The sequence below is a fragment of the Pedobacter suwonensis genome, assembly GCF_900111825.1.
Lineage (GTDB): Bacteria > Bacteroidota > Bacteroidia > Sphingobacteriales > Sphingobacteriaceae > Pedobacter > Pedobacter suwonensis.
In genome coordinates this window covers 17,271-40,050 of the sequence record NZ_FOJM01000001.1, presented here as the reverse complement: position 1 = coordinate 40,050, position 22,780 = coordinate 17,271, and the positions used below count along the sequence as shown (strand labels likewise).

General features: G+C 37.9%; 23 protein-coding genes. 11 read left to right on the top strand and 12 right to left on the bottom strand.

The genetic code is table 11. From position 1 onward, the window contains the following. Positions 1 to 194 precede the first annotated feature (194 nt). Positions 195 to 725 carry an RNA methyltransferase gene (locus BM107_RS00165; protein WP_090978916.1) on the bottom strand — a complete coding sequence of 177 codons (531 nt, stop codon included), beginning with the start codon at positions 723 to 725 and terminating at the stop codon, positions 195 to 197. A 96-nt stretch (positions 726 to 821) separates the two neighbouring features. Beyond that, positions 822 to 1,973 carry a galactokinase gene (locus BM107_RS00160; RefSeq protein WP_090978913.1) on the bottom strand — a complete coding sequence of 384 codons (1,152 nt, stop codon included), beginning with the start codon at positions 1,971 to 1,973 and terminating at the stop codon, positions 822 to 824. A gap of 76 nt (positions 1,974 to 2,049) precedes the next feature. Here BM107_RS00160 and BM107_RS00155 point away from each other — a divergent pair, with 76 nt between their 5' ends. Together BM107_RS00155 and BM107_RS00150 are read left to right on the top strand one after the other, a co-directional pair. Continuing rightward, a complete protein-coding gene (locus tag BM107_RS00155; RefSeq protein ID WP_090978909.1) occupies positions 2,050 to 3,099 on the top strand; it encodes an aldose epimerase family protein in 1,050 nt (349 codons plus the stop codon). A 3-nt stretch (positions 3,100 to 3,102) separates the two neighbouring features. Beyond that, entirely contained in the window at positions 3,103 to 3,498 is a 396-nt protein-coding gene (locus BM107_RS00150) for a DUF1398 domain-containing protein (protein ID WP_090978906.1), read from the top strand. Positions 3,499 to 4,068: 570 nt separating this feature from the next. On the opposite strand, the gene BM107_RS00145 is transcribed toward BM107_RS00150, so the two are convergent. The 4 genes from BM107_RS00145 to ribD form a co-directional block, all read right to left on the bottom strand. Next, positions 4,069 to 4,929, bottom strand: coding sequence for a nucleoside phosphorylase (locus tag BM107_RS00145; RefSeq protein WP_090978903.1), 861 nt, complete (start codon positions 4,927 to 4,929; stop codon positions 4,069 to 4,071). A gap of 133 nt (positions 4,930 to 5,062) precedes the next feature. Beyond that, complete coding sequence (locus tag BM107_RS00140; protein ID WP_090978900.1) at positions 5,063 to 5,677, bottom strand: IMPACT family protein; 615 nt, start codon at positions 5,675 to 5,677, stop codon at positions 5,063 to 5,065. Further along, positions 5,664 to 6,533 carry a DMT family transporter gene (locus BM107_RS00135; RefSeq protein ID WP_090978897.1) on the bottom strand — a complete coding sequence of 290 codons (870 nt, stop codon included), beginning with the start codon at positions 6,531 to 6,533 and terminating at the stop codon, positions 5,664 to 5,666. The genes BM107_RS00140 and BM107_RS00135 overlap by 14 nt, the downstream gene beginning before the upstream one ends. Position 6,534: 1 nt before the next feature. After that, positions 6,535 to 7,587: a bifunctional diaminohydroxyphosphoribosylaminopyrimidine deaminase/5-amino-6-(5-phosphoribosylamino)uracil reductase RibD gene (gene ribD, locus BM107_RS00130; RefSeq protein ID WP_090978894.1), complete on the bottom strand. Its 1,053-nt coding sequence runs from the start codon at positions 7,585 to 7,587 to the stop codon at positions 6,535 to 6,537. Positions 7,588 to 7,668: 81 nt separating this feature from the next. Here ribD and prmC point away from each other — a divergent pair, with 81 nt between their 5' ends. Continuing rightward, the gene (gene prmC, locus BM107_RS00125; protein ID WP_090978891.1) at positions 7,669 to 8,565 is read left to right on the top strand and encodes a peptide chain release factor N(5)-glutamine methyltransferase; all 897 of its coding nucleotides are present in this window, start codon (positions 7,669 to 7,671) and stop codon (positions 8,563 to 8,565) included. A gap of 228 nt (positions 8,566 to 8,793) precedes the next feature. Here the strand turns inward: prmC and BM107_RS00120 are convergent, their stop codons facing one another. After that, complete coding sequence (locus BM107_RS00120) at positions 8,794 to 9,315, bottom strand: YcxB family protein (RefSeq protein ID WP_090978887.1); 522 nt, start codon at positions 9,313 to 9,315, stop codon at positions 8,794 to 8,796. Between the two features lie 18 nt (positions 9,316 to 9,333). Continuing rightward, a complete protein-coding gene (xerD, locus tag BM107_RS00115; RefSeq protein ID WP_090978883.1) occupies positions 9,334 to 10,233 on the bottom strand; it encodes a site-specific tyrosine recombinase XerD in 900 nt (299 codons plus the stop codon). A gap of 49 nt (positions 10,234 to 10,282) precedes the next feature. On the opposite strand from xerD, the gene aroQ reads away from it, so the two are divergent. Beyond that, positions 10,283 to 10,699 carry a type II 3-dehydroquinate dehydratase gene (aroQ, locus tag BM107_RS00110; protein WP_090979934.1) on the top strand — a complete coding sequence of 139 codons (417 nt, stop codon included), beginning with the start codon at positions 10,283 to 10,285 and terminating at the stop codon, positions 10,697 to 10,699. 167 nt (positions 10,700 to 10,866) lie between these two features. Here aroQ and BM107_RS00105 read toward each other — a convergent pair whose 3' ends face one another. Together BM107_RS00105 and BM107_RS00100 are read right to left on the bottom strand one after the other, a co-directional pair. Then, positions 10,867 to 11,880, bottom strand: coding sequence for a glycosyltransferase family 2 protein (locus BM107_RS00105; RefSeq protein ID WP_090978880.1), 1,014 nt, complete (start codon positions 11,878 to 11,880; stop codon positions 10,867 to 10,869). After that, positions 11,877 to 12,758, bottom strand: a complete 882-nt coding sequence (locus BM107_RS00100) for a lysophospholipid acyltransferase family protein (RefSeq protein WP_090978877.1) — start codon at positions 12,756 to 12,758, stop codon at positions 11,877 to 11,879. Before BM107_RS00100 ends, BM107_RS00105 begins: the two co-directional genes overlap by 4 nt. 39 nt (positions 12,759 to 12,797) lie before the next feature. On the opposite strand from BM107_RS00100, the gene BM107_RS00095 reads away from it, so the two are divergent. From BM107_RS00095 to bioB, 6 genes are all read left to right on the top strand, one after another. Further along, entirely contained in the window at positions 12,798 to 13,409 is a 612-nt protein-coding gene (locus tag BM107_RS00095; protein WP_090978873.1) for a WbqC family protein, read from the top strand. A gap of 3 nt (positions 13,410 to 13,412) precedes the next feature. After that, positions 13,413 to 14,534: a magnesium/cobalt transporter CorA gene (corA, locus tag BM107_RS00090; protein WP_167543435.1), complete on the top strand. Its 1,122-nt coding sequence runs from the start codon at positions 13,413 to 13,415 to the stop codon at positions 14,532 to 14,534. Positions 14,535 to 14,594: 60 nt separating this feature from the next. Then, positions 14,595 to 14,744 carry a type II toxin-antitoxin system ParD family antitoxin gene (locus BM107_RS24890; RefSeq protein WP_208864302.1) on the top strand — a complete coding sequence of 50 codons (150 nt, stop codon included), beginning with the start codon at positions 14,595 to 14,597 and terminating at the stop codon, positions 14,742 to 14,744. Positions 14,745 to 14,837: 93 nt separating this feature from the next. After that, positions 14,838 to 15,140, top strand: coding sequence for a type II toxin-antitoxin system RelE/ParE family toxin (locus BM107_RS00080; RefSeq protein ID WP_090978869.1), 303 nt, complete (start codon positions 14,838 to 14,840; stop codon positions 15,138 to 15,140). Positions 15,141 to 15,233: 93 nt separating this feature from the next. Next, complete coding sequence (gene mgtE / locus BM107_RS00075; RefSeq protein ID WP_090978865.1) at positions 15,234 to 16,583, top strand: magnesium transporter; 1,350 nt, start codon at positions 15,234 to 15,236, stop codon at positions 16,581 to 16,583. An 88-nt stretch (positions 16,584 to 16,671) separates the two neighbouring features. Beyond that, positions 16,672 to 17,673, top strand: coding sequence for a biotin synthase BioB (gene bioB / locus BM107_RS00070; RefSeq protein ID WP_090978861.1), 1,002 nt, complete (start codon positions 16,672 to 16,674; stop codon positions 17,671 to 17,673). A 171-nt stretch (positions 17,674 to 17,844) separates the two neighbouring features. Here bioB and BM107_RS00065 read toward each other — a convergent pair whose 3' ends face one another. Together BM107_RS00065 and BM107_RS00060 are read right to left on the bottom strand one after the other, a co-directional pair. Further along, positions 17,845 to 18,255, bottom strand: coding sequence for an organic hydroperoxide resistance protein (locus BM107_RS00065; RefSeq protein ID WP_090979930.1), 411 nt, complete (start codon positions 18,253 to 18,255; stop codon positions 17,845 to 17,847). Between the two features lie 118 nt (positions 18,256 to 18,373). Then, complete coding sequence (locus BM107_RS00060; protein ID WP_090978859.1) at positions 18,374 to 20,533, bottom strand: FUSC family protein; 2,160 nt, start codon at positions 20,531 to 20,533, stop codon at positions 18,374 to 18,376. Between the two features lie 767 nt (positions 20,534 to 21,300). On the opposite strand from BM107_RS00060, the gene BM107_RS00055 reads away from it, so the two are divergent. Further along, entirely contained in the window at positions 21,301 to 22,653 is a 1,353-nt protein-coding gene (locus tag BM107_RS00055; protein ID WP_090978856.1) for a PhoH family protein, read from the top strand. The last annotated feature ends 127 nt before the right edge of the window (positions 22,654 to 22,780 follow it).

The window sequence follows — 22,780 nt, the reverse complement described above, 5'->3', positions numbered from 1 at the left end:
ACAATAATATACACTAATGGTTTTTGATTAAGATTTATCCTATAAAATTTTATTTAAAGGATAGTTATGATCTCCTTGCCCAACCTCAGTCTGGACACCAGGATAGCGTAAAATTCGATAAAATTAATCCAACATCCAGTGTGCTAAATACGGATGGATGTTGAATCGCAAAGCCACTGAATCGAATCAGCATATTACAATCTCAATTTAGCGAAGAAATCCCAAAATACGATTCCGGCAGAAATGACGATGTTAAACGAATGTTTGGTGCCAAACTGTGGAATTTCAATACATTCATCAATTTTGGCCATTACCTCATCACTAACACCGTCAACCTCATTTCCAAATATCAGAGCATACTTTTTCTTGGGATCGGGATTGAAAGTATTCAGCATGGTACTGTTTTCAGCCTGCTCAATGGCTACTATTTCATAACCCAGGCTCCGCAGGGTGTCAACAGCTTCTAGGGTATCAGTGTAATGAATCCAATCAACAGATTGTGTTGCACCTAAGGCCGTTTTTTCAATCTCACGATGGGGTGGTTGTGCGGTGATGCCACAGAGTATTACTTTCTCAAGCGCAAAACCATCTGCAGTACGGAATATAGAACCTACATTGTGCATGCTGCGCACATTATCTAAAACCACCACCACAGGTAATTTTTCCTGTGTTTGAAATGCTTTAATATCCGGACGGTTTAACTCGTCTAATTTTAATTTTCTCATTATTTTTTAAAATAATTTCACAGATGGAAGGATTACACAGATTGAATGTAATATAGAATCTGTATTTACATGTTATGCATCTTGTGGCAATTGTTTTTATAAAATGGATGGTCCGCCACCAATTTCACTGATATAAATTGCAGCTGAATAACCTATTCTTTCAAGATAATAACCAGTTAAGTGTTTAGCAAAATCTTCTTCATAGCCTTTCTCTAAAAGCGCAATGGCACAGCCCCCAAATCCTGCCCCCGTCATACGTGCACCAATTACATGCTCATAGCCCGAACAGAAATCTACTACTGTATCTAACTCTTTTCCGCTTACTTCGTATAAGGTATGCAAAGATTCATGAGAAGCATACATCAAGCGGCCAAATGTTGCTAAATCTCCTCCATTTAATGCTTTAGCGGCTAAATGTACACGATCATTCTCCTTAATCACATGTGTAGCCCTGTTTAGTATGGTTTCATCGCTGATTAAATGACTGTGCAGGGCAAACTTTTCTGCATTAAGTTCACAAAGATAGTTGAGCGTAATTTCTTTGTTTAATTGTTTCAGGGCTATTTGGCATTCTGCAACCCGTTCGTTGTACTTTGAATCTGCCAGTTCCCGCGGTTTATTGGTATTAATGATGGCCAGCACATAATTGCCCAGGTCAACATCAATCATTTTGTATTTCAAGGTTTCACAATCCAACACAATGGCTTTGTCTTTTTCTCCGAAAGTAACCGCAAATTGATCCATGATGCCCGAATTTAGACCAATAAAATCATTCTCAACACGCTTGGCGATTTTAACAAGCGCTAATTTATCGTAGCCTAAGTTATAATAGGTATTCAGGGCATAAGCGGTGGCTATTTCTATTGAAGCTGAAGACGATAATCCAGATCCGATTGGAATATTTCCATAAAATAGAAAATCCAGGCCGTTTATATCCTTACCGTCTTTTATAAATTCATTGATTACCCCAATAGGATAATTCGTCCAGGTGCTGCCATTCTTTTCATTAATCGTATTACTGGTTACTACCGTTTCAATATCAAAGTTTAAACTTTTAAACCTGAATTGCCCATCATTGTTCGGGGCAATGGCTACCCAGGTTCCTAAAGAGATGGCGCAGGGCATAACCAGGCCGCCATTATAATCGATATGCTCTCCGATCAGATTAACCCGTCCAGGTGTAAAATAAATAGCTTCGGCATTTTTATGGTATTGCTGGGCGAATTTTTCCTGCAGGCTGATGTTCATTGGGTTAAAATATATTTATAAAAAGCATTAATAATGCTATGTTTGTTTTGAAAACAAAAGCCCTAAGTTACAATTTATGAGCGTACAGCAAATACCCACCGGAAAAATTATTGATGGCGATGAAGTTATCGCAATCGAACTCACCAATAGCAAAGGCACTTACGTCAAAATATTTAATTATGGTGCTATTATCAATAAATTTATTGTCACAAATGCCAGGGGTGAAAAGCAGGATATTGTTCTCGGCTTCAATACATTTGATGAATACCTGAGTCCGGGTTATCTGGCAAATTATCCATATTTAGGGGCCGTAATTGGCAGATATGCCAATCGGATAAAAAATGGAAGATTCAGTATAGACGGGGAAGACTATCAGTTGCCGCAAAATGCCGGTGATAATACGCTGCACGGGGGCCTTGTAGGTTTTGATAAAAAGGTTTGGGATATTATTGAAATCAATGATGGCGCTCAACCTTCGGTTACCTTGCAATATGAAAGTGTGGATGGAGAAGAGGGTTTTCCTGGAAACCTGGTGATTGATCTGACATTCGAACTCACCGAAAATGATGAGTTGATTTTAAGTTATGAAGCAGAAACAGATCAGGCCACCGCCATAAACTTAACTCATCATGGTTATTTTAATCTGGCTTCTAATGGGGGGAGTGTCGAAAATCATAAACAACAGATTTTTGCTTCACACTATCTAGAGCAGGATGATAATTATTCGGTAACGGGTAACCTTATCGCTGTTGCGGGCACGCCTCTGGATTTTACCAAACCTAAAGCAATAGGGCAAGACTGGAATAAGGACGAAGGTTATGATCAGAGTTTTGTTTTGGATAAAATTTATGGCGATTTGTCGCTGGCAAGCAAAACAATTGAAGAAGAAAGCGGTTTAGTATTAAGCGTTTACACCACAGAACCGGTAGCTCATTTATATACTGCGAAATATTTAGATGTAAAGAATGGAAAGGGGGGGAAGGATTACAACAGCTTTGATGCCTTTTGTGTCGAAACCCAGCATCATCCAAATGCAGTTAATATCCCAACATTCCCTAATACGATTTTAAGGCCGGATGAACTGTATACGCAAACAACCATTTACAAAATTTCATTAAATAAATAATTTATGTTTACTATTGAACATATACAGGCCGCAGCGTCAAAAATCAAATCCGGTTCAGATTTTCCGAAGTTTATAAAGGAAATTAAGGAATTGGGGGTTAAACGGAATGATGTTTACGTCAGCAATGGCTTATCGATCTATTTCGATGATGAAGACAATGCACAGCAGGTAAGTCCTGATGAATATCCAACATTGGTCATTAATGAGGAGGCTTCTGCAGGAAAATTGGAGCACGCTTTAAAAGTACATCAACAAGGTGAAACAGATTACATCAGCTTTTGTAAACAGGCGGCAGACGCGGGCGTAGAAAAATGGGTTACAGACCTGGATGAAATGACCTGTACTTATTTAGATGCCGAGGGAAATGAACTGGTAAAGGAAAATATTCCTGCGGTTTAGAAATATACAAAGACTATATTTTAAGTAAAAGTGTCATCCTGAGGGATAATTTATCTTATAAAAATCAATATGATTGACGTTTTTTCCTTCGCACAATTCTTGCCCTCGGCTCACCGCCGCCGAAGGGCTCTTACTTTTTGGCATCAAAAAGTAACAAAAAATGCCGGCTGAAAATTTTTCTTTCAAAGCCAGTGTTATGGCTAGAACAGTGCAGTCCGAAAAATTTATTAGGCCGGTTTTAAGTAGAACGGTGATACGGTGCTATGGCCTAGCTATACGGAAATGCATGATGCCGCATTCTGCTCATTAATAGGTAATTACAAAATAACGTCAATGGTAGCTTGTCGAAGGATCGTGTTTGAAATTCCCCAAAAGCGTTTTGATACTTCGGCAAGCTCAGCACTCGTGGTTAACATCTTTTAGCTGGGGAGACCCTGAAATAAATTACCTTCGGTGAGCTCGCAGAAGACTCGGTTTACTGCGTAGCTTTCCGCTTGACAGGTCAGGGTGACGCTCGCTTAATTTAAAAATACTTAAGCTGATCGAAAAACTAATATTAAACGATAATAACTAAACCCTTTCCAGTACCATTTTAATCGCTTGCTCTACAATTTTATTCGGTTCATTGCTAAATTCGAACTTTACCCTGCTGGCCAAAATAGCATTAATTGACAGTGCTTTATGCCCCAAAACTTTAGCTAAAGCGTAAATACCGGCAGTTTCCATTTCTAAATTAGTAATGCGGTGCTGGTTACGCTGAAAACTGTTAATTAAACCAATGAAATCTGTAACCGAATTTTTTGCCCTTACGATTCTACCTTGTGGCGCGTAAAAACCCGGGGCAGTAATGGTGATACCGTGAATCATGTCTTTACCAATGGTATGTAGCAGGCCATCATCCGCAGCAGTCAGATAAGGATTAATATGTTTAAGTTGACCAAAGTGAGTTTTTACATCATCCAGCAACAGCTGTTCATCAGGAGATAATTGATGAACATAATAATTCATTAAAGCATCCATTCCTAAGCCATACGATGAAGCTAAAATGGTTCCCATCGGGATATCTGGCTGGACCGCACCAGATGTACCTACTCTGATTATATTTAAAGAAGTAAGCGATTTTTTTATTTCACGGGTTTCAAAATCAACATTAACAAGTGCATCCAACTCATTGAAAACGATATCTATATTATCAGTTCCGATTCCTGTTGAGAGTACGGTAACGCGTTTTTTGCCTACATACCCGGTGTGGGTAACAAATTCCCGTTTACCTTTTTTAAATTCTATCTGATCAAAATATTTACTGACCTCACCAACGCGGTCAGGATCACCAACAGTGATGATGGTTTCGGCAATATCTCCTGGTAAAAGATTGAGGTGATATATGCTGCCGTCAGGATTGATGATTAGGTCGCTTTCTGATATTTTCATATTTGGTTTATTTTATCCCAACAGATTTGGCTTAAACAGATTTATCGCTGTAATATCCAAATCTGCAGCTACTTGTTAAGTTTTTTACATGCTATTTTTCACGCAGATTTCAGTGGGCTAATACCTGTGGTGACTAACTGGTGTATAAATATTTTAGCTTGACACCTTCAATCTTATCAAATTTACTTAAAACCTGATTAAGTTGTGCTTTTCTCACTTCAAATTTCAGGATGCAATTGATATCAAATTGCTGTGCTAAAATCTGCAGATTTTCTTCTTTGCTTAACTTCATTACATCGTTCATCTGCATGTATTCAAAGTGAGCTTCATACACATCATTAACCGTTTTGGAAATGATCTTTGAAGCTTTAATAGCCTCTATGCCAGCATTTTTATAGGCATTAATTAAACCAGGAACGCCCAGTAGGGTGCCGCCAAAATAACGTACCACTACAATGAGTATATTGGTAAGATCTTCAGATAAAAGGCAGTTCAGTATTGGCCTGCCTGCAGTACCGGATGGTTCACCATCATCGCTTACCCTAAAAACCGAACGGTTTGGTGTTAAACGGTAAGCATAACAAAAATGATTGGCTTTAGGATTTGCAGACCGCAGGTTCATTATAAACGGTTTTACTTCTTCCTCGCCACGGATGGGGTAGGCATATGCAATAAATTTGCTCCCCTTATCTCGAAATATACCCTCTGAAGTATTTTCGATTGTTTTATAAGAATCATCGAACAGCATGTTGTGATAAGGTAATGAAGATAACAGCCGCAATGGCCAAAATTATCCCCGTATAATTTAATTTACTCAGTTTCTCTTTAAACACAATCAGGCCGATTAAAGTGCCTAAAATAATTACCCCCAAATTCATTGCGGCAAAAACGGTAGACGGATTGTTTGCCAATGCCTTATGCGCTTTCATATAAAAAAGGATATTACCAAAATTAAACAAGCCTAAAATGAATCCACAAACTACATTTATCAATTGCAGTTTTGTTTTGCCAGCCACCACCATGGCAATTACCAATATTATCGAAACAATAAAGGCCAGACCAAAAACAGTAAAAAGTGAGGTGGTATAGGGTAATTCTTTGTACAGCGCAATTTGTTTAAAGAGCACATCAATGAAGCCAAAACCAACAAAAACCATAATAGGATAGAGGAGACTTTCTTTCCCGGTTTTCTGATGATCAGATTTTCGGAGGAATGTTAAAACAATAGCAACGAACCCTATCGCCAGGCCAATAACTTTGAACTGATTAAAATCTTCCTTAAAGAGAAAATAAGCCGCCAGTATCGGAATAAATAGCGATAAACGTTGGGCAATGTCGGTTTTAACGATGCCAAGTTTCTTTACTGATGCGGCAAGAAACAAAAATATGGATGGCAGTAGAATAGCCAGTGCAATATAAATGGGCCATGGGGCAGCAGAGGTGACCAGCTTAACATCAGGCTTAAAAAAAAGGAAACATAAGCTTAATGCGATAAAGTAATTGACCGTAACGGCTTGAATAACGCTAATTTGGTATCGTTTGGCCAGCTTTAATAAAACAGCTACCGTAACACTGCAGCAAATGCTTAAAATAATATAAATCATTTTATCGGATGTCGTTTAAATAGATCGAGAGTTTATCGTCTCCAACCTGTACGGTTTCTTGAAGGTTTCCATTAATATTTGGAGAAGGTACGCCATCGCTCCAACTGCTGGATGAGGTAAAAATACGTGCTTCATCCCACAGGTTAGTACTTAAAAACTGACTCAAAATTTTGGCACCACCTTCAATAATAACCGACTGTATATCCATTAGGTAAAGCTGGAAAGCTATTTTTTGTGCCAGATAAAAGTGCATATCTTCCATCTGGATATAATGAATATTATCAACAACATCGGTTTTAATTTCATTAAAAATGATGGTTTTGGCTTCATTATTAAAAATATGATTGGACAGTGGTACCTGCAGATTTTTATCAATTACCAAACGGACAGGATTTTTACCCGGCCACTCGCGGGACGTCAACTGCGGATTATCCATTATCGCGGTCTGCTTGCCAACCAGGACCGCATCCTCTTCACTTCTCCATTGGTGTGCCAGACGTTTAGCCAGGGCACCGCTGATCCATTTCTGATGACCATCCTTTGTAGCGAAATAGCCATTAGCGGTTTCGGCCCATTTTAAAATAATATAAGGTCTTTGTTTTTTTATCCTTGTAAAAAATCTTCTGTTGAAATAATGGCATTCATCATCTAAAATCCCGCTCACCACTTCAATACCTGCATTTTTGAGTCGCTCTATGCCTTTGCCGTCAACACCTGAAAAAGGATCTCTATTGCCAATAACTACTCTATTTAGCTGATGTTTTACCAATAAATCAGCACATGGGGGAGTTTTGCCGAAATGTGCACAAGGCTCCAGATTAACATACGCTGTAGCCCGTTTTAATAGATTCTCGGCCTCTTTGCCATAAGCATCAAATACAGCTTTAACCGCATTGGGTTCTGCATGTGCCTTTCCATATTCCTGATGATAACCTTCCCCGATAATTTTCCCGTCTGCAACAATCACGCAGCCAACCATGGGATTAGGGCTAACACTCCCTGAAGCTAAGGTAGCCAGATCAAGGCATCGTTTGATATAAAATTCATCACTCATTAGCGCAAAAGTAGTAAAAAAAGCATCACAGGCCGATCAAAAGAGAATGGTTATCGTCGCAAATAAGTAATTTTGTCTGACATGAAAATAGGAGCGCTTGAAGAGCATTATAAATTGGAATTGGTGCCGTTTTACGACAGCGAGGAGGCCAAATGGCTTTTTAGTCTGGCTGCCGAACAGGTTTTAAACCTGTCTCGCAGTAAACTGATGATGGCGAAAGACATGGAAATCAACTTTATCGATCAGCAAAAACTTTTGAGTATCCTGAACGATTTGCAGATCGGAAAGCCAATTCAGCATATTTTGGCAGAAGCACATTTTTATGGACTGGTTTTTAACGTTGATGAAAATGTGTTGATACCCAGGCCTGAAACAGAGGAACTGGTAGAGTGGATCATATCGGATTGTAATAAATGGTTGGCAGTTGACAGTTTAACGTCATCTGAAAAGCCAAGCATACTCGATATTGGAACCGGATCTGGTTGTATACCTATCACTCTAAAAAAACATCTGCCATACGCAAAAGTATCTAGCTTGGACATTTCTCCTGAAGCTATCATAGTCGCTAAACAGAATGCGAGACAAATCGGTGTAGAAATCAATTTTATAGAGGCAGACATCTTACATTTTAAATATGAAGAAAAATTTGATATCATCGTCAGTAACCCACCTTATATCAGAGATTTAGAAAAAGCAGAAATGCATCATAATGTGTTATTACATGAGCCACATCTGGCATTATTTGTAAGCGACGACAACCCGCTGCTATTTTACAAAGCTATTGCAGCATTTGCAAAAACAAACCTAAAACCTGGCGGACAACTTTACTTCGAAATAAACGAATATCTTGGTAAAGAAACTATCGAGATGCTGGAAGATAAAGGTTTTATAAATATAGAGTTAAGACAAGACATGCAAGGTAAAGATAGGATGGTAAAAGCAGGGCTTGATGTTAGAGGTGCGATGAAAAATGGATGATGGAATCTAAACCAATAACAATGATCAATTTCTATAGTTATAGGACTCATCCAGAATTCTTAATATCCTCAACTTCTTAATGATAAGGAAGATATCACCAAGTCAGGCGTCCGAAAGTCAAGAAACATAAAGCAGCAAAAACACTCTAATTGAAATTTATGTCGTTTGTGCTTAAAAATAATGCACGGATGCACGGAAAATTAGCTGTTTTAGGTAAGGCTATGATGACTAAACTTTTTTAAAATCCAGCTTTGAATTAGTTAATTCAATGATATTGTTAAATTGTGACTCACTTGTTTCAGATTTGTGCAGCATGAAAAATATTCTTTTGTCAATAAACAATATAAAGAAATCATTGATAACCGAATAATTTGAGAAGGCTCCCCAATTAAAATGAAATCTTTTTTCATTATCAGAATAACAAAATTCATCATTAGTAAATTCGTAAGTATAAATGAAATTCTGTTTCTCATGTTTCTCACTCAGGGCATCCATTTCTCTAAAAAAAAGTGTTCTTAAATTTATAATTCTTAAGATATAATTAAAGGTCAATATGAAAAGTATCATTCCAGCTACCCCATAAAAAGATGAGGATGGTCCTTTATCTGTAATAATTAAAATTATTAATCCCATTGTTAGCATAACATAAATGAGCAATTTTATATAACTCTGCTTATATTCTAATCTAAATTTGAGTTTATTACTTTTAATTAAAATGCTTTTATCAAATGGAACTGTAACTTTAATCATATTTAAATTTGTCTATAATTAAGCTCTCGGATGAAACTGGGTAATTACGTCCCTTAAATAATCCCGATCAATGTGTGTATAAATCTCCGTGGTCGTAATGCTCGAGTGACCCAGCATTTCCTGTACCGCACGTAAATCAGCACCACCTTCAATTAAATGAGTCGCGAATGAATGTCTTAACGTATGTGGACTGATCGTCTTTTTTATTCCTGCGGAGATAGCAAGGCTTTTAATAAGGTTAAATATCGAAATACGTGAAAGTTTCGCCCCAAAACGGTTTAGAAAAATAAAATCTTCGTTTCCTTTTTTAATATTAGCATGTACGCGAACTTCATTCAGGTAAATATTAACTAGTTTAAGCGCTACACTACCGATGGGTACCAAACGTTCTTTATTACCTTTCCCAATAACCTTGATAAATTCGATTTTATCAAACACATTTGATATCCTTAATTCGGTTAATTCAGTTACCCTTAAACCACAACCATACAGCACCTCTATAATGGCTTTGTTGCGCATCCCATCAGACTTGGAAGCATCTATAGCAGCTATAAGCGCATTAATTTCATAAATATTCAGCGTATCCGGTAGTTTTCTGCTGAGCTTTGGCGCCTCCAATAATGCTGTTGGATCATTTGAAATCAAATCTTCAATCATTAAATAGGCGAAGAAAGCCTTTAAACCCGATATTACCCTGGCTTGCGTACTCGGTAGCATCCCAAGTTCATTTAACCATGAAATGAAAGATTTTAGATGGGTTATTGTAATTTCATTAAGTTTTGGTTCTGCATTTAACGATTGAAAATACTGGATCAGTTTATTGAGATCATTGAGGTAGGCATCAATTGAATTTCCGGATAATGACCGTTCCAGTTTCAAATACAATTTAAATCCTTTAATATATGATGACCAAAGCATGATTTTATTTGAGATTTTTTATAACATTGCAACGTTACAACATTATATGATGAAAATACAAATTATTAATGGCCCAAACTTAAACTTATTAGGTGTCCGTGAGCCATCTATCTATGGAAACACCAGTATAGAAGATTATATTAAAGAACTAAGAACGGCTTATCCGGATATCGAAATCGAATACTATCAAAGTAATGTTGAGGGTGAGCTTATTAATAAATTACATGCGGTTGGTTTTAGTTATGATGGAGTAGTACTAAATGCTGGCGGTTATACACATTCCTCGGTTGCCATTGCAGACGCCATTGCCGCTATTAAAACGCCGGTGGTTGAGGTGCATATTTCTAATATTTACGCCCGTGAAGAATACCGACATGTTTCCTTAACCGGAAAAAACTGCCAGGGGGTGTTAACCGGGTTTGGAATGAAGGGTTACCGCCTGGCTATTGAAAGTTTATTGGTGTAATATAATTTGTTAGTCTTAAAACTATCACAGGTAGCATCAGGTAATATTGGGAAGATCGATTCGTCATTTCGAGCGAAGTGCAACGCAGTCGAGAAATCTTTTAAGCAAGTTTAAATATTTCGCAACTGATGAATAGCTGTTCGCTTCACTCGAAAGGACGAAATGCTTTATCTTAACTTCGAAAAATATTGGATTTTCTTAATAAAAAATGCCCAAACAATACTGTTATTATACACCCCGGTATGTTTAACATAATCTTTCTGAAACGCTGTCCGTTTTTTGCTTGTTTTTAAAAGCGATTTAAGGAAATGCCAGTGGCCTTTGGTCACGGCCATCGTAAATTTTGGTTTTCCGGTCAGTAAAAAATGCCACCAGGCAACAAAATCAATAAACATCCGGATGGTAATCCTAAAAATTGCATCACCTGCCGGGAGGTTTTTTTGCATAATGATCAGGTTATTCCTGAAATTAAGGTAAGTTTTAAAAGGATTTTCAGTTTGTAACGTTCCGCCGCCTACGTGGTATACTTCAGCTTCCGGACAGTACATGATTTTATAATTGAGGTTTTTCAATCGCCAGCAAAGATCTATTTCTTCCATATGTGCAAAAAGATCGGCGTCCAATCCTCCGGCCTCTATCCAGCATTTACTTTTGATAAAAAATGCCGCCCCGCTTGCCCAAAAAACCTCCCTTGCGTCATTGTACTGACCATTGTCAAGCTCATATACATTAAAAAGTCTGCCGCGACAGAATGGAAACGAATAAATATCAAGATATCCGCCCGCAGCACCTGCATATTCAAATTGTTTTTTGTTTAACTGCCATTTAATTTTAGGCTGTGCCGAAGCAATACGCATGTCGCTTTCCATCAAATCAACCACAGGCTTGATCCAATTGGGAGTTACTTCTACGTCAGAATTAAGCAAAACAAAATAATCTGCTTCAACGCGTTCTAAAACTTTGTTGTAGCCTCCCGCAAATCCATAATTCCGGTCGTTCTGAATAATTTTAACAGTTGGAAAGTTTTCTTGTAAAAATGAAACTGAATCGTCGGTCGAAGCATTATCGCCCACAACAATCTGCAGGTTGTCATATTCGGAAAGCAGGATTCCGGGTAAAAACTGCTTTAAATATGCCTTTCCATTCCAGTTTAAAATTACAACAGCTACTGATGGGTTCATTCTTTTTGTTCGGGTTTAAATTTCCAGCGCTTATGGCTCCATAGCCAGTATTGGGGCTGATCTTTTATAATGTTTTCTAAAAATTTAAAATGCAGGTCAGTTATCCCAAATTCGCGTATGCTTTCCGGATCGAGACACATGGGTATTACTTCTACATGGTAATAACCTTTTTTGACTACACTTACTTTGAAATAATATATCGGTCTTCTGGTCGATTTCGCAATCTTTTCTACACCTAAAAGTGCAGCTGTGGGCTGATTTAAAAAATCTGTAAAGTATTTGGCTTCTTCCCTGGTGGGCGACTGGTCGCTCGCAAAGCACAATAGGGTAGGTTCGTTTTTATAAGCAGCTATTCCCCGCAGGGTTTGCCTCATGGCAATAAAAACATTCCCGAACTTTGTCCTCATGCAGTCAAACCATGTTTCGAAGATTTTATTTTTGATGGGCTTAAAAATAACCAGGGTTTTGGCAGATATGCTTAATCCAAGCGCCAGGGTACCCAATTCCCAGTTTCCATAATGACCGGTACAGGCCAGTACGCTTTCTCCGGCTTTAAAATGCGACTCTAATTGTTCCAATCCCGTAAACTTTACCCTTTTTAAAGCCTCCGATTTTGAAATGCTCGTCATTTTGATGATTTCAAAGATGAGTTCTGCCAGGTATACAAAGAATTTTTTCTCAATGACTTTTATTTCGGCAGCAGATTTTTCAGGAAAGGATTGCGTCAAATTCTGTCTGACAACTTTTTTTCGATAGCCAATTACGTAATAAAGAAGATAATATAGTAATCTTGCAAAAAAAAACAAAAAGGGCAGGGGGAGCAGCGATAACAGGTACAAAAAAAATACGCCTACATGCGCAATCCCTTTCTTAATCATTATTTTTAAAACGTTTCAGCTACAAACATAAATTTTCAAATGCAGAATACAGCTATACTTCCATTATTTTATCTTCCACCAGTAGGTTATTTTAGTTTATTGCAACAGCTGGGAGAAGATTTTTTAATAGAACAACATGAGCATTTAGCCAAACAGACTTACCGTAACAGGGCCAGCATCTACTCACCTAATGGCAAATTAGATATTACCGTTCCTTTGGTTAAAGGCTCAAAAACACATACAAAAATGAAAGATGTTCGGATCAGTTACGATTTTAACTGGCAACGTTTACATTGGTTAAGCTTAGAAAGCTGTTACCGCAGCTCGGCCTATTTTGAGTTTTATGAAGATGAACTTAGTCGTTTCTATACCGAGAAATTTGAATTTTTGTTCGATTACAACCTCGAACTTTTAATGTGGCTGAATAAAAAATTAAAACTAAATAAACGCTTTGAACTCACAGGCGAGTATTTTGATAACATCCAGCCTGCACTCGATTTCCGCTCAGCCATGAACCCTAAAAAACCTGAAGATATTGTAAACAATAAACCCTATTATCAGGTTTTTGAAGATAAACATCAATTTTTACCCAACTTAAGTATTGTTGATCTGTTATTTAACCAGGGTCCACAAGCCCGGCTATATTTATAACATATGGGAAAAAGCAAGCCACGTAACCGTCATAAGCACTACAAAGTCCCAGCTCCAGGCACCAGTCCGGGTTTATACGCCATTGATGAAGACGCCTTAAAGCCAGTTATTGTACTGCATGCTTATAACGATAAGAGTTATAAGAAAACAGAACTGGAAAACATCAATAACATCGATAAACTGATCGAAAACAAAGATTTTTTTTACTGGTTTGATATTAAAGGCCTGGCTGACCCCAATATATTTGAAACTTTATATGCTAAATTAGATATCAGCAGGCTTGTACTGGAAGACATTACCAGCTCTTATCAACGTCCTAAACTGGATGAATACGATAACGATAAATACATTTTTTCAGTAAGCAGGCATTTATATTTTAGCGATGAAAATGTGCTCTGTAATGATCAGATTTCTTTTATCTTATCAGAGCGTACATTAATCACTTTCCAGGAAACCTATGCAGATTGTTTTGAGCCGGTAAGGAAACGTTTGGAAATAGGAAAGGGCAACATCCGAATTGGCGGCAGTAGTTACTTAATGTACGCCATCATGGATGTAATTGTAGATAACTATTTTGCACTTCTGAATTTTTGGGGCGAAGAATTAGATGCGATTGAAGACCGGTTATACGACCATCCGGATAGAAGGATCATGTACGATACACAGGCCATTAAAAGATCTTTGATCACCATTAGAAAAGTAACCTGGCCAGAAAGGGATAAATTAAATGATATTATCCGCTCAGACAGTCCATTAATATCCGATCTGACCAAAACCTACATGAAAGATGCTTACGACCATTGCATCCAGATTATCGATTTCATCGAATCCTTAAAGGAGATTGCTTCTGCCAATATTGACATGAATCTATCGATTATCAGTAACCGAATGAACGAAATCATGAAAGTATTGACCATTATTTCGTCCATTTTTATTCCGTTAACTTTTATTGCCGGAATTTATGGAATGAATTTCAGCAGGGAAGATCCGGCAACAGGAAAAATATTGAAGGATAATATGCCAGAATTGTATGCAGAGCATGGATACTTATACACCTGGCTGGTAATGGCAGTGATTGCCATTATACAGGTGATTTATTTTTGGCGTAAAGGATGGTTTAAATAAAACATCATTTTAATAATGTACCTTTTTTGGTAACTTTAATAATATTCAAATATTAAGACAATGGGACGAAATACATCTATCGCTTTGGGAGATCATTTTGAAAACTTTGTTGATGAAAGAATTTCTGAAGGAAGATTTAAAAATGCAAGCGAGGTTATTCGGGCGGGACTAAGACTACTGGAAGATGAAGAAAACAAAATCAAATTTTAAGAGAAGCACTTCAGGTAGGAATTGATAGTGGAAGGGTAAAGGATTTCGATCCGAAAAAACATATTGAAATGTTGAAAGACAAGAAGAGGACAAATGGCTAAGTTCTCTTCTAGTAATAAAGCACTTCAAGACTTAAGTGAAATTTGGGACTATACCTATGATGTTTGGTCAGAAAATCAAGCCGACAAATATTATAAGTTACTCATTGAATTTTGTAATCAGATTGCTAAGAAACCTGAAAAAGGTAGAAATTATATAGAGACGAACCAAAACATATTAGGATTCAAAGCTGGCGAATATATCATTTTCTATCTGATAATTGATAATGTAGAAATCGAAATAGTTAGGATTTTACATGCTAAGATCGATTTAAGAGCTAAATTGACAGACCTTTAGGTATACCTGTAAATGAAGAATATTAGATGTCAGTTTCTGTAAAAATCAATTGTTAATATTCGTAGCTTTAGGGCATTTTGGTTTAGGTTATAGATGCAGTCATTCGAAATAGATAAAAGCGACGTACTCAAGGTTAAAAATGCAATTTTAGCTGGCGATGAAACTTTAAAAATGGTTTTAGAGGAGTACCATGCCTCCGAAATCGCGATTTTGTTCGAACGTTTGGATAAATCCGAACAGCGGCATATCATAAACCTTCTTCCTGCAGAAATTGCTTCCGAGATTATCTCGGAAATGGATGAAGAATCCCATCCAGAGGAGCTACTTTTTGAGCTTCACCCTGATAAACGTACAGAGATTGTTGAAGAGCTGGATTATGATGATGCTACAGATATTATTTCGCAACTGGAAGACCATGAGCAGAAAGAAATTCTGGAAGACCTGACCGAAGACCATGCTTCAGAAATCCGAAACCTCTTAACCTACGACGAAAAAACTGCAGGTGGTTTGATGAACACAGAACTGATCTGTGTAAACATTAACCTCACCAAAAAGGATGCTATTGATGAGATTATCCGCCAGAGCGAGGAAATGGAAGAGTTTTATACCATTTATGTGGTGGATGATGAGGAAGCTTTTAAAGGCATTGTTTCCTTAAAAGATATCATTAAGGCAAAACACAATGCCAAAATAACGGAACTGGTTAAAATAGATGCAGTTTATGTACATCCTAATACAGATCAGGAAGAAGTAGCCAATTTGATTTCACAGTATAACTTAACCAGTATCCCGGTAATAGATGAAAATCAAAAACTGCTTGGCAGGGTAACTTTCGATGATGTGATCGATGTAATGGAGGCGGAAAGTACCGAGGATATCCTGAAAATTTCAGGGGTATCGGAAGATGAGGAATTGAGCGGTAACTGGGTTGAAGCCGTAAAATCACGTTTACCCTGGTTAATTATCAACCTGGGCACGGCTTTCCTTGCTTCTTCAGTAGTACGTTATTTCGATCCAACCATTAAGCTGATTCCATCATTAGCGGCGTACATGACCATTATTGCCGGCATGGGCGGGAATGCAGCTACCCAGGCACTTGCCGTAACGGTAAGACGTATATCGCTCTATGACTTAACAGATAAGCAAGCTTACCGAACGGTATTGAAAGAATTTACGGTAGGTTTAATTAACGGTGCAGCTAATGGTTTGATCGTATTTATTTTTGCTTTCTTTTTTGATGGAAACCCCATGCTCGGTCTGGTTATCTTCCTGGCTATGACCGGTAATCTGATTATTGCAGGGATAACAGGTGCAGGTATTCCGCTTATTTTAAAACGTGTAGGTATTGATCCTGCCATTGCATCATCTATAATTATTACTACTTTTACCGATGTTTTTGGATTCCTTTTAATTTTAGGATTGGCCAGCAAACTTTTACTATAAACCAGCAAGACCAGTATTAGGGCAAAACCAAACTGGAATGGCTGTTAATTAATTAAAACAACAAAATTATCTGCAAAATCTGATCCCGATGCAAACAACAAGACACGATTGGACAAAAGAAGAAATATACGAAATTTATAATAGACCGTTTTTGGATCTGGTTTATGAAGCCGCAACTATTCACCGCGAAAATAAAGATTATAATGAAGTTCAGGTGAGTTCATTAATTTCCATTAAAACCGGTGGCTGTGCAGAAGATTGTAGCTATTGCCCGCAGGCAGCCCGCTACCATACTGATTTAGAAGTACAGCCCCTGATGCAGGTGAGCCAGGTAGTTAGCGCTGCAGTTAAAGCCAAAGAGGGCGGAGCATCTCGTTTATGTATGGGCGCTGCCTGGCGCGAAGTACGCGATAACCGCGATTTTGACCGTGTGATTGAAATGGTTAAGGCCGTGAATGACATGGATATGGAAGTTTGCTGCACATTGGGCATGCTTACCGAAAACCAGGCACAGCGCTTAGCTGATGCGGGTTTGTATGCCTATAATCATAATATCGATACTTCTGAAGATGATTACAAGCGGATTATATCTACCAGAACTTATGATGACCGTTTAAATACAATCAAAAATGTAAGGAAAGCTAAACTAACCGTATGTAGTGGCGGTATTATAGGTTTAGGGGAAACAGTAGAGGACCGGGTTTCGATGCTGCAAACCTTATCAAACATGGAAAAACATCCCGAATCAGTACCCGTTAATGCTTTGGTACCGGTAAAAGGAACACCTTTAGCCGATCAGCCACGTGTTCCGATCTGGGATATGGTCAGGATGATTGCAACAGCACGTATTGTAATGCCAAATTCAGTAGTACGTTTATCAGCTGGCAGAAATGAAATGAGTACATTGGAACAGGCCTTCTGTTTTATGGCTGGTGCGAGTTCTATCTTTGCAGGCGATAAATTATTAACCACGCCAAATCCGGCATTTGTTGACGATATGGCTATGTTTGAACTATTGGGTTTAAAAACCCGCGATGCCTTTAAAAATGGCAGACCTGCCAATACCATAATTGAACAGGAAGCCGTTTAACATAATTCATAAAACATCTATGCTGTCAGTTGTTTCCAACTGAAAATGCAAATAATGCTATAAACAAGAAAGTCCCGGATTAAAATCCGGGACTTTCTTGTTTATAATACTTTGGTCTGAAGTCTATCTACCTGTCGGATGGTAACATCCGACAGCACGAGGGAAATTTGTCTATACCGCTGTTACCCTTACCTCAATATTACCTTTGGTTGCTTTCGAATATGGACAGGTCCGGTGCGCTTTATCGGCTAGCGCCTGGGCTTCCTCATGCGAAATCCCTGGAATGTGAACATCAAGATCTGCCGAAAGTGCAAATGCATTTCCATCCTTATTAAACGAAACAAGTACCTTAACATTAGCTTCGCTAACATCAACACCTTCGCGTTCGGCAATAGAGCCTAAGGCACCTAAGTAGCAAGGTCCCCATGCTGCTGCAAATAATTCTTCAGGATTCGTTGCTCCACCTTGACCGCCTAATTCTTTTGGTTTTCTCAGCTCTAAATCTAAAATTCCGTCACCCGATTTAATGTGTCCGTCTCTTCCTCCGGTAGCTGTAACTTCAGCCGTATATAACTTTTCCATCATCATTTTTTTAATTGATTAGGTTTAACAAATTATACTGGTCTTTGTTTCAGGCATCCGTAAATACGGCCTGATGAAACGCCTAAGAGTGAAATTGGAAGTTAATTCCGGTTATCAATTAAAGCCGTATTTTTACCGATAATTTGTAAATATCATAAGCCACTTTCTGGATCAGGTCAAACTGCTCAGGAACCAGGTCTTCTCCTTTTTTTATTGCAACTCCATTATCATTTAACCTGATTAAAGGTACATTTTCTATTGCCTCCTTTCCCTGCTCCAGATTATCAATAGATGCATCTAATAAATAGTTGGTATTATTGGCGATCGGCTTTAAGGTCTCGAAACTCTCGAAGATAAACTGGTGTTCTTTATTGTATAGCGAAAGTGTTGCAACATAAGATGACAATAAATGGCTTAGTGCGGTAAACTGATGAACCTCTTTAATAAACAGCTGTTTGCTTTTAGGTTCAGAAAACATCCTTTGAAATAATGAAGCTAAATTCGCGGTACTTACATACACTTCTTTACGGGCCAGCTTATACTCCGTTCTGTTGTAATTTTTTTCAAAATACAGTTTAATCACCTGTTCATAATACGCTTTATTGGCTTTCAGCATATCTACCATAGCTTCTTTCAGCTTTTCATGTTCCCAGGTTGGGAATAAGGAATAACTGGCTAACAGAGCAATACCAGAGCCTATAAAGGTATCGTAAATCCTTTCACGCGCCAAAGCGATCGATCCCATTCCCAGAAAATCGAACAGGATTAAGATATAAGGCGTCATAAAGAGTACGCTGACTACATAATTTTTCCTTTGGAAACTATAACAACCGATCATGCAGAATAACAGGATTACAAACAAGGTATTCCGATCGTGGATATAAGTAATAACGCCCATGCCAATAAAAGCCCCAACTGTGGTACCGATTAAACGCTGATAATTACGTTCTTTAGTTAAACTAAATCCCGGCTTTGAAATCACCAGGATGGTGAGAAGAATCCAGTAACTATGCGAGAAATCGAGAATCTGAGCCACTATAAAACCCAAAAGCATCACAACAGTAACCCGTAACGAATGCCTAAAAGTAGAAGAAGTATAGGTTAAATTCTCCGTAAACAGGTTGAAATCGAATTTTTGCCTGGTGATAAATTTCTCTGTATCTACCTCAGCCTTTCTGATATCTTTGCTGTTTCTGATTTTAAAGTAGCTGAAAATGGTTTTAACCCTTGCCAGGATATTTTCGATGTTTACCTCAATATTTTTTAAGGCAATAATGCCCAGGGTATTGTATTCCTGATTTTGGTTGTTTTTTTCCAGATGATTGATTTTGATCTTTAACCTTTCGATCTCAATCAGTAACCGCTTCGAAATAACAGGTATGCCTCCGCTTTTCAGGGCAAATGCAATATCATCAAGGGCATACGAAATCCGCTTGATGGCCATTTCATAATCTGATAAGATACCGGCCTTATCAAACTGGTCGTGCAACTGTTGGTAATTATAATAGGTAGACATCACCTGCTCAAACAGGTCTACCATATCTACAAACACCAATAATAAAAATCTGCCTTCAGGAGTTGAATCCCTCACAATTTCGCGGGTTCTGAATAATAATTCCCTTACCGCATCTTGCTTTTCATGCACGGAGACCTGAAGTTGTAACAGTTCTGAATAGGTTTTATCGTAGTTATTATTCTGATGATAAAATTTGGCTTTTTCGCGAAGAAATTCTGCCACTTCTAAAATAGAATCACTTAGCGATTGCTGTACCAAACGAAAAGGACGTAAACGATACACAAAATAGCTTAAACCTGTATACCATAGGCTACCAGCCAGCACCAAAGCGGCATGTAACAATACCTCCTGCCATGGCCGGATATCATCAATACTCAGTACCATAATCAACAATACTGCGGTACCTACTGATGCCGCCCTGATGCCATAGATATAAAACATCGAAAATACAAAACTTGATACGGCCAATAAAAAGCCTATAAAGTAATGATTTTTATTGGTTAGGCCAGTGATGATGGAGAAGGTAAAAATGAGTGCCGTGGTAATCAGCATGGCATTTCGGCGGTGTACCATCGGTCCCGGACTATCAACCACACTGACACATAAAGCGCCCAAAGATAGAGTCATGCCGTATTTTAATAAGCTAAACTGGGCAAAAATTAAAGAGGGGAGTAGTACACCTATGGTAATACGGAGACCATCGGCAAAATACGTACTCAATAAAAAGTCTTGTATATTTCTAATGGGTTGCCTGATCTGCATGTTACAAAAATAACATAATAGGGATGTTTTTTGTTGGGATTAAAATTAAGTTTTTTGTTTTTTTACTATCCTTGCGCAGAAAAACGATAATCAACTGATTACTAAACACCTGCAAGCATGTTAATAAGTATGTAAATGTCCATTGTTGACAAACTCAAAACATGCCGCACGCAACCATAAATTCGAAGTTTAGTTGAATTCAACCTGTTGATAACCAGTGTTTTTAAGTGGATAACATTGTTCATAAAAATATTTATTTTATACTTGATAATTACGGTTTTATGTCCTAAATTAGATCATATCAAATACGGAGTACTTTGAATGCTGACAAAATAATCCAAAAGAGATAAAGAACCGAAAGGAGAATTATTTCGGATCGTTTACAGGGAAAACGATTAATTTCAGAAAGGGTAAAACCGAGTAAGAATATATATTAACATCGAAAGATTGGACAATAAGAAAATCGCACAGGCCCAAACAGCGCTTATAGAAAGCTACGAAGTTTACGGACGGATGAGCTGGAAATAAATTTTCACGAATCGTAAAAGTTGAAAAAACCTAACGAGAACGGAAAAATCAAAGTAAATAAGATTTGATGCTTTAAATGTAACTACGGTTATTTTAAAGTTAAAACGGGGAACTCAATCGAAAGAAGAAGGTCCCCGTTTTTATTTTGAACCTAGGTGCTGGCGCATCCTGAGGTAGCATCCATTGTATAAAAATCAAGGAATTTCCTTTATTTAATGCTTAAACATTAAATTTACCAAATGGCTAAAAAAGGTAAATCATTCTCCGGTCTGTCAAAAAAGATATTCGTTCTTGATACTTCAGTCATTTTATACGATCATGACGCGATCAACAACTTTCAGGAGCATGATGTAGCCATTCCCATCCAGGTTTTAGAAGAGCTTGATCATTTTAAAAGCGGTAATGATACCCGAAATTTCGAAGCCAGAAGTTTTATCCGCCTTATTGATGAAACCTCAAAGCAAAAACTCATCAGCGATTGGATTTCACTGAAAAGTCACGATTTAGGTAAATTTAAGGTCGTTTTAAATGAAAAGCCATTAACTGTAAATGCAGAAGAGGTTTATGGAAAAGGTAAAACCGACCATAAAATTTTAAACGCAGCATTAAGTCTAAAAGAAGAATACCCAGATAAAAAAGTAATACTGGTATCTAAAGACATCTGCCTGAGGTTAAAAGCAAAGGCTTTGGATTTAAATGCTGAAGATTACGAAACAGGCAAGATTAAAAATGTAGATGAACTCTACGCCGGCAAGACCGAATTGGATAATTTTCCGATTGACATCATTGAGAAAGTAAAAAAACAATCATTTATTGATGCAGGCGAAATAGCACTACCGCCTAAAAACGCCAATCACTTTTACGTTCTAAAAAATAAAAGAAAAACGGCCAGTGTATTTTATAACCATCGTTTAAAAACGATTTCGGCTGTCTCAACGGATGCAATCTTTAAAATAAAACCGAAAAATATCGAGCAGGCATTTGCCATCCACGCACTTTTAGATCCGGAAATTAAACTGGTAAGCATACAGGGCAATGCCGGAACTGGTAAAACACTGTTGGCCCTGGCCAGCGCGCTGGAACAGCGTAAAAATTTCAGGCAGATTTATGTCACCCGGCCCATTGTTTCACTGAGCAATAAAGATATTGGTTTCCTGCCGGGCGATGCAAAATCTAAAACAGATCCTTTTATGGCACCCATTTGGGATAATCTGCGGTTTATTAAAGAGCAGTTTATTGGAGATGATAAAATGTCGGAAAAGATTGATGAACTGATTACAACTGAAAAAATAGCCATCGCACCTCTGGCATTTATCAGGGGCAGAACCCTCACCAAAATCTTCTTCATCATTGATGAGGCACAGAACTTAACACCGCACGAAGTTAAAACCATCATTTCAAGGGCAGGGGAGCATACTAAAATTGTTTTCACTGGTGATATTTATCAGATTGATACACCTTACCTCGATTCGGAAAGTAATGGGTTGTCTTATTTAATCGAAAACGCAAAAAACCATCCGCTATATGCGCATATTACCTTACAAAAAGGAGAGCGGAGCGAGTTGGCTAATCTGGCAAATGAGTTATTGTAATATTTCTACTCCCAACCAAATGATCGTCATTTCGAGCGGAGTGTAACGAAGTCGAGAACCACGAAGTGCTCAGCGAAGCTAAATCTATCTAGGAGGTAGATCTCTCTCCCGAAAATTCGGGACTGCG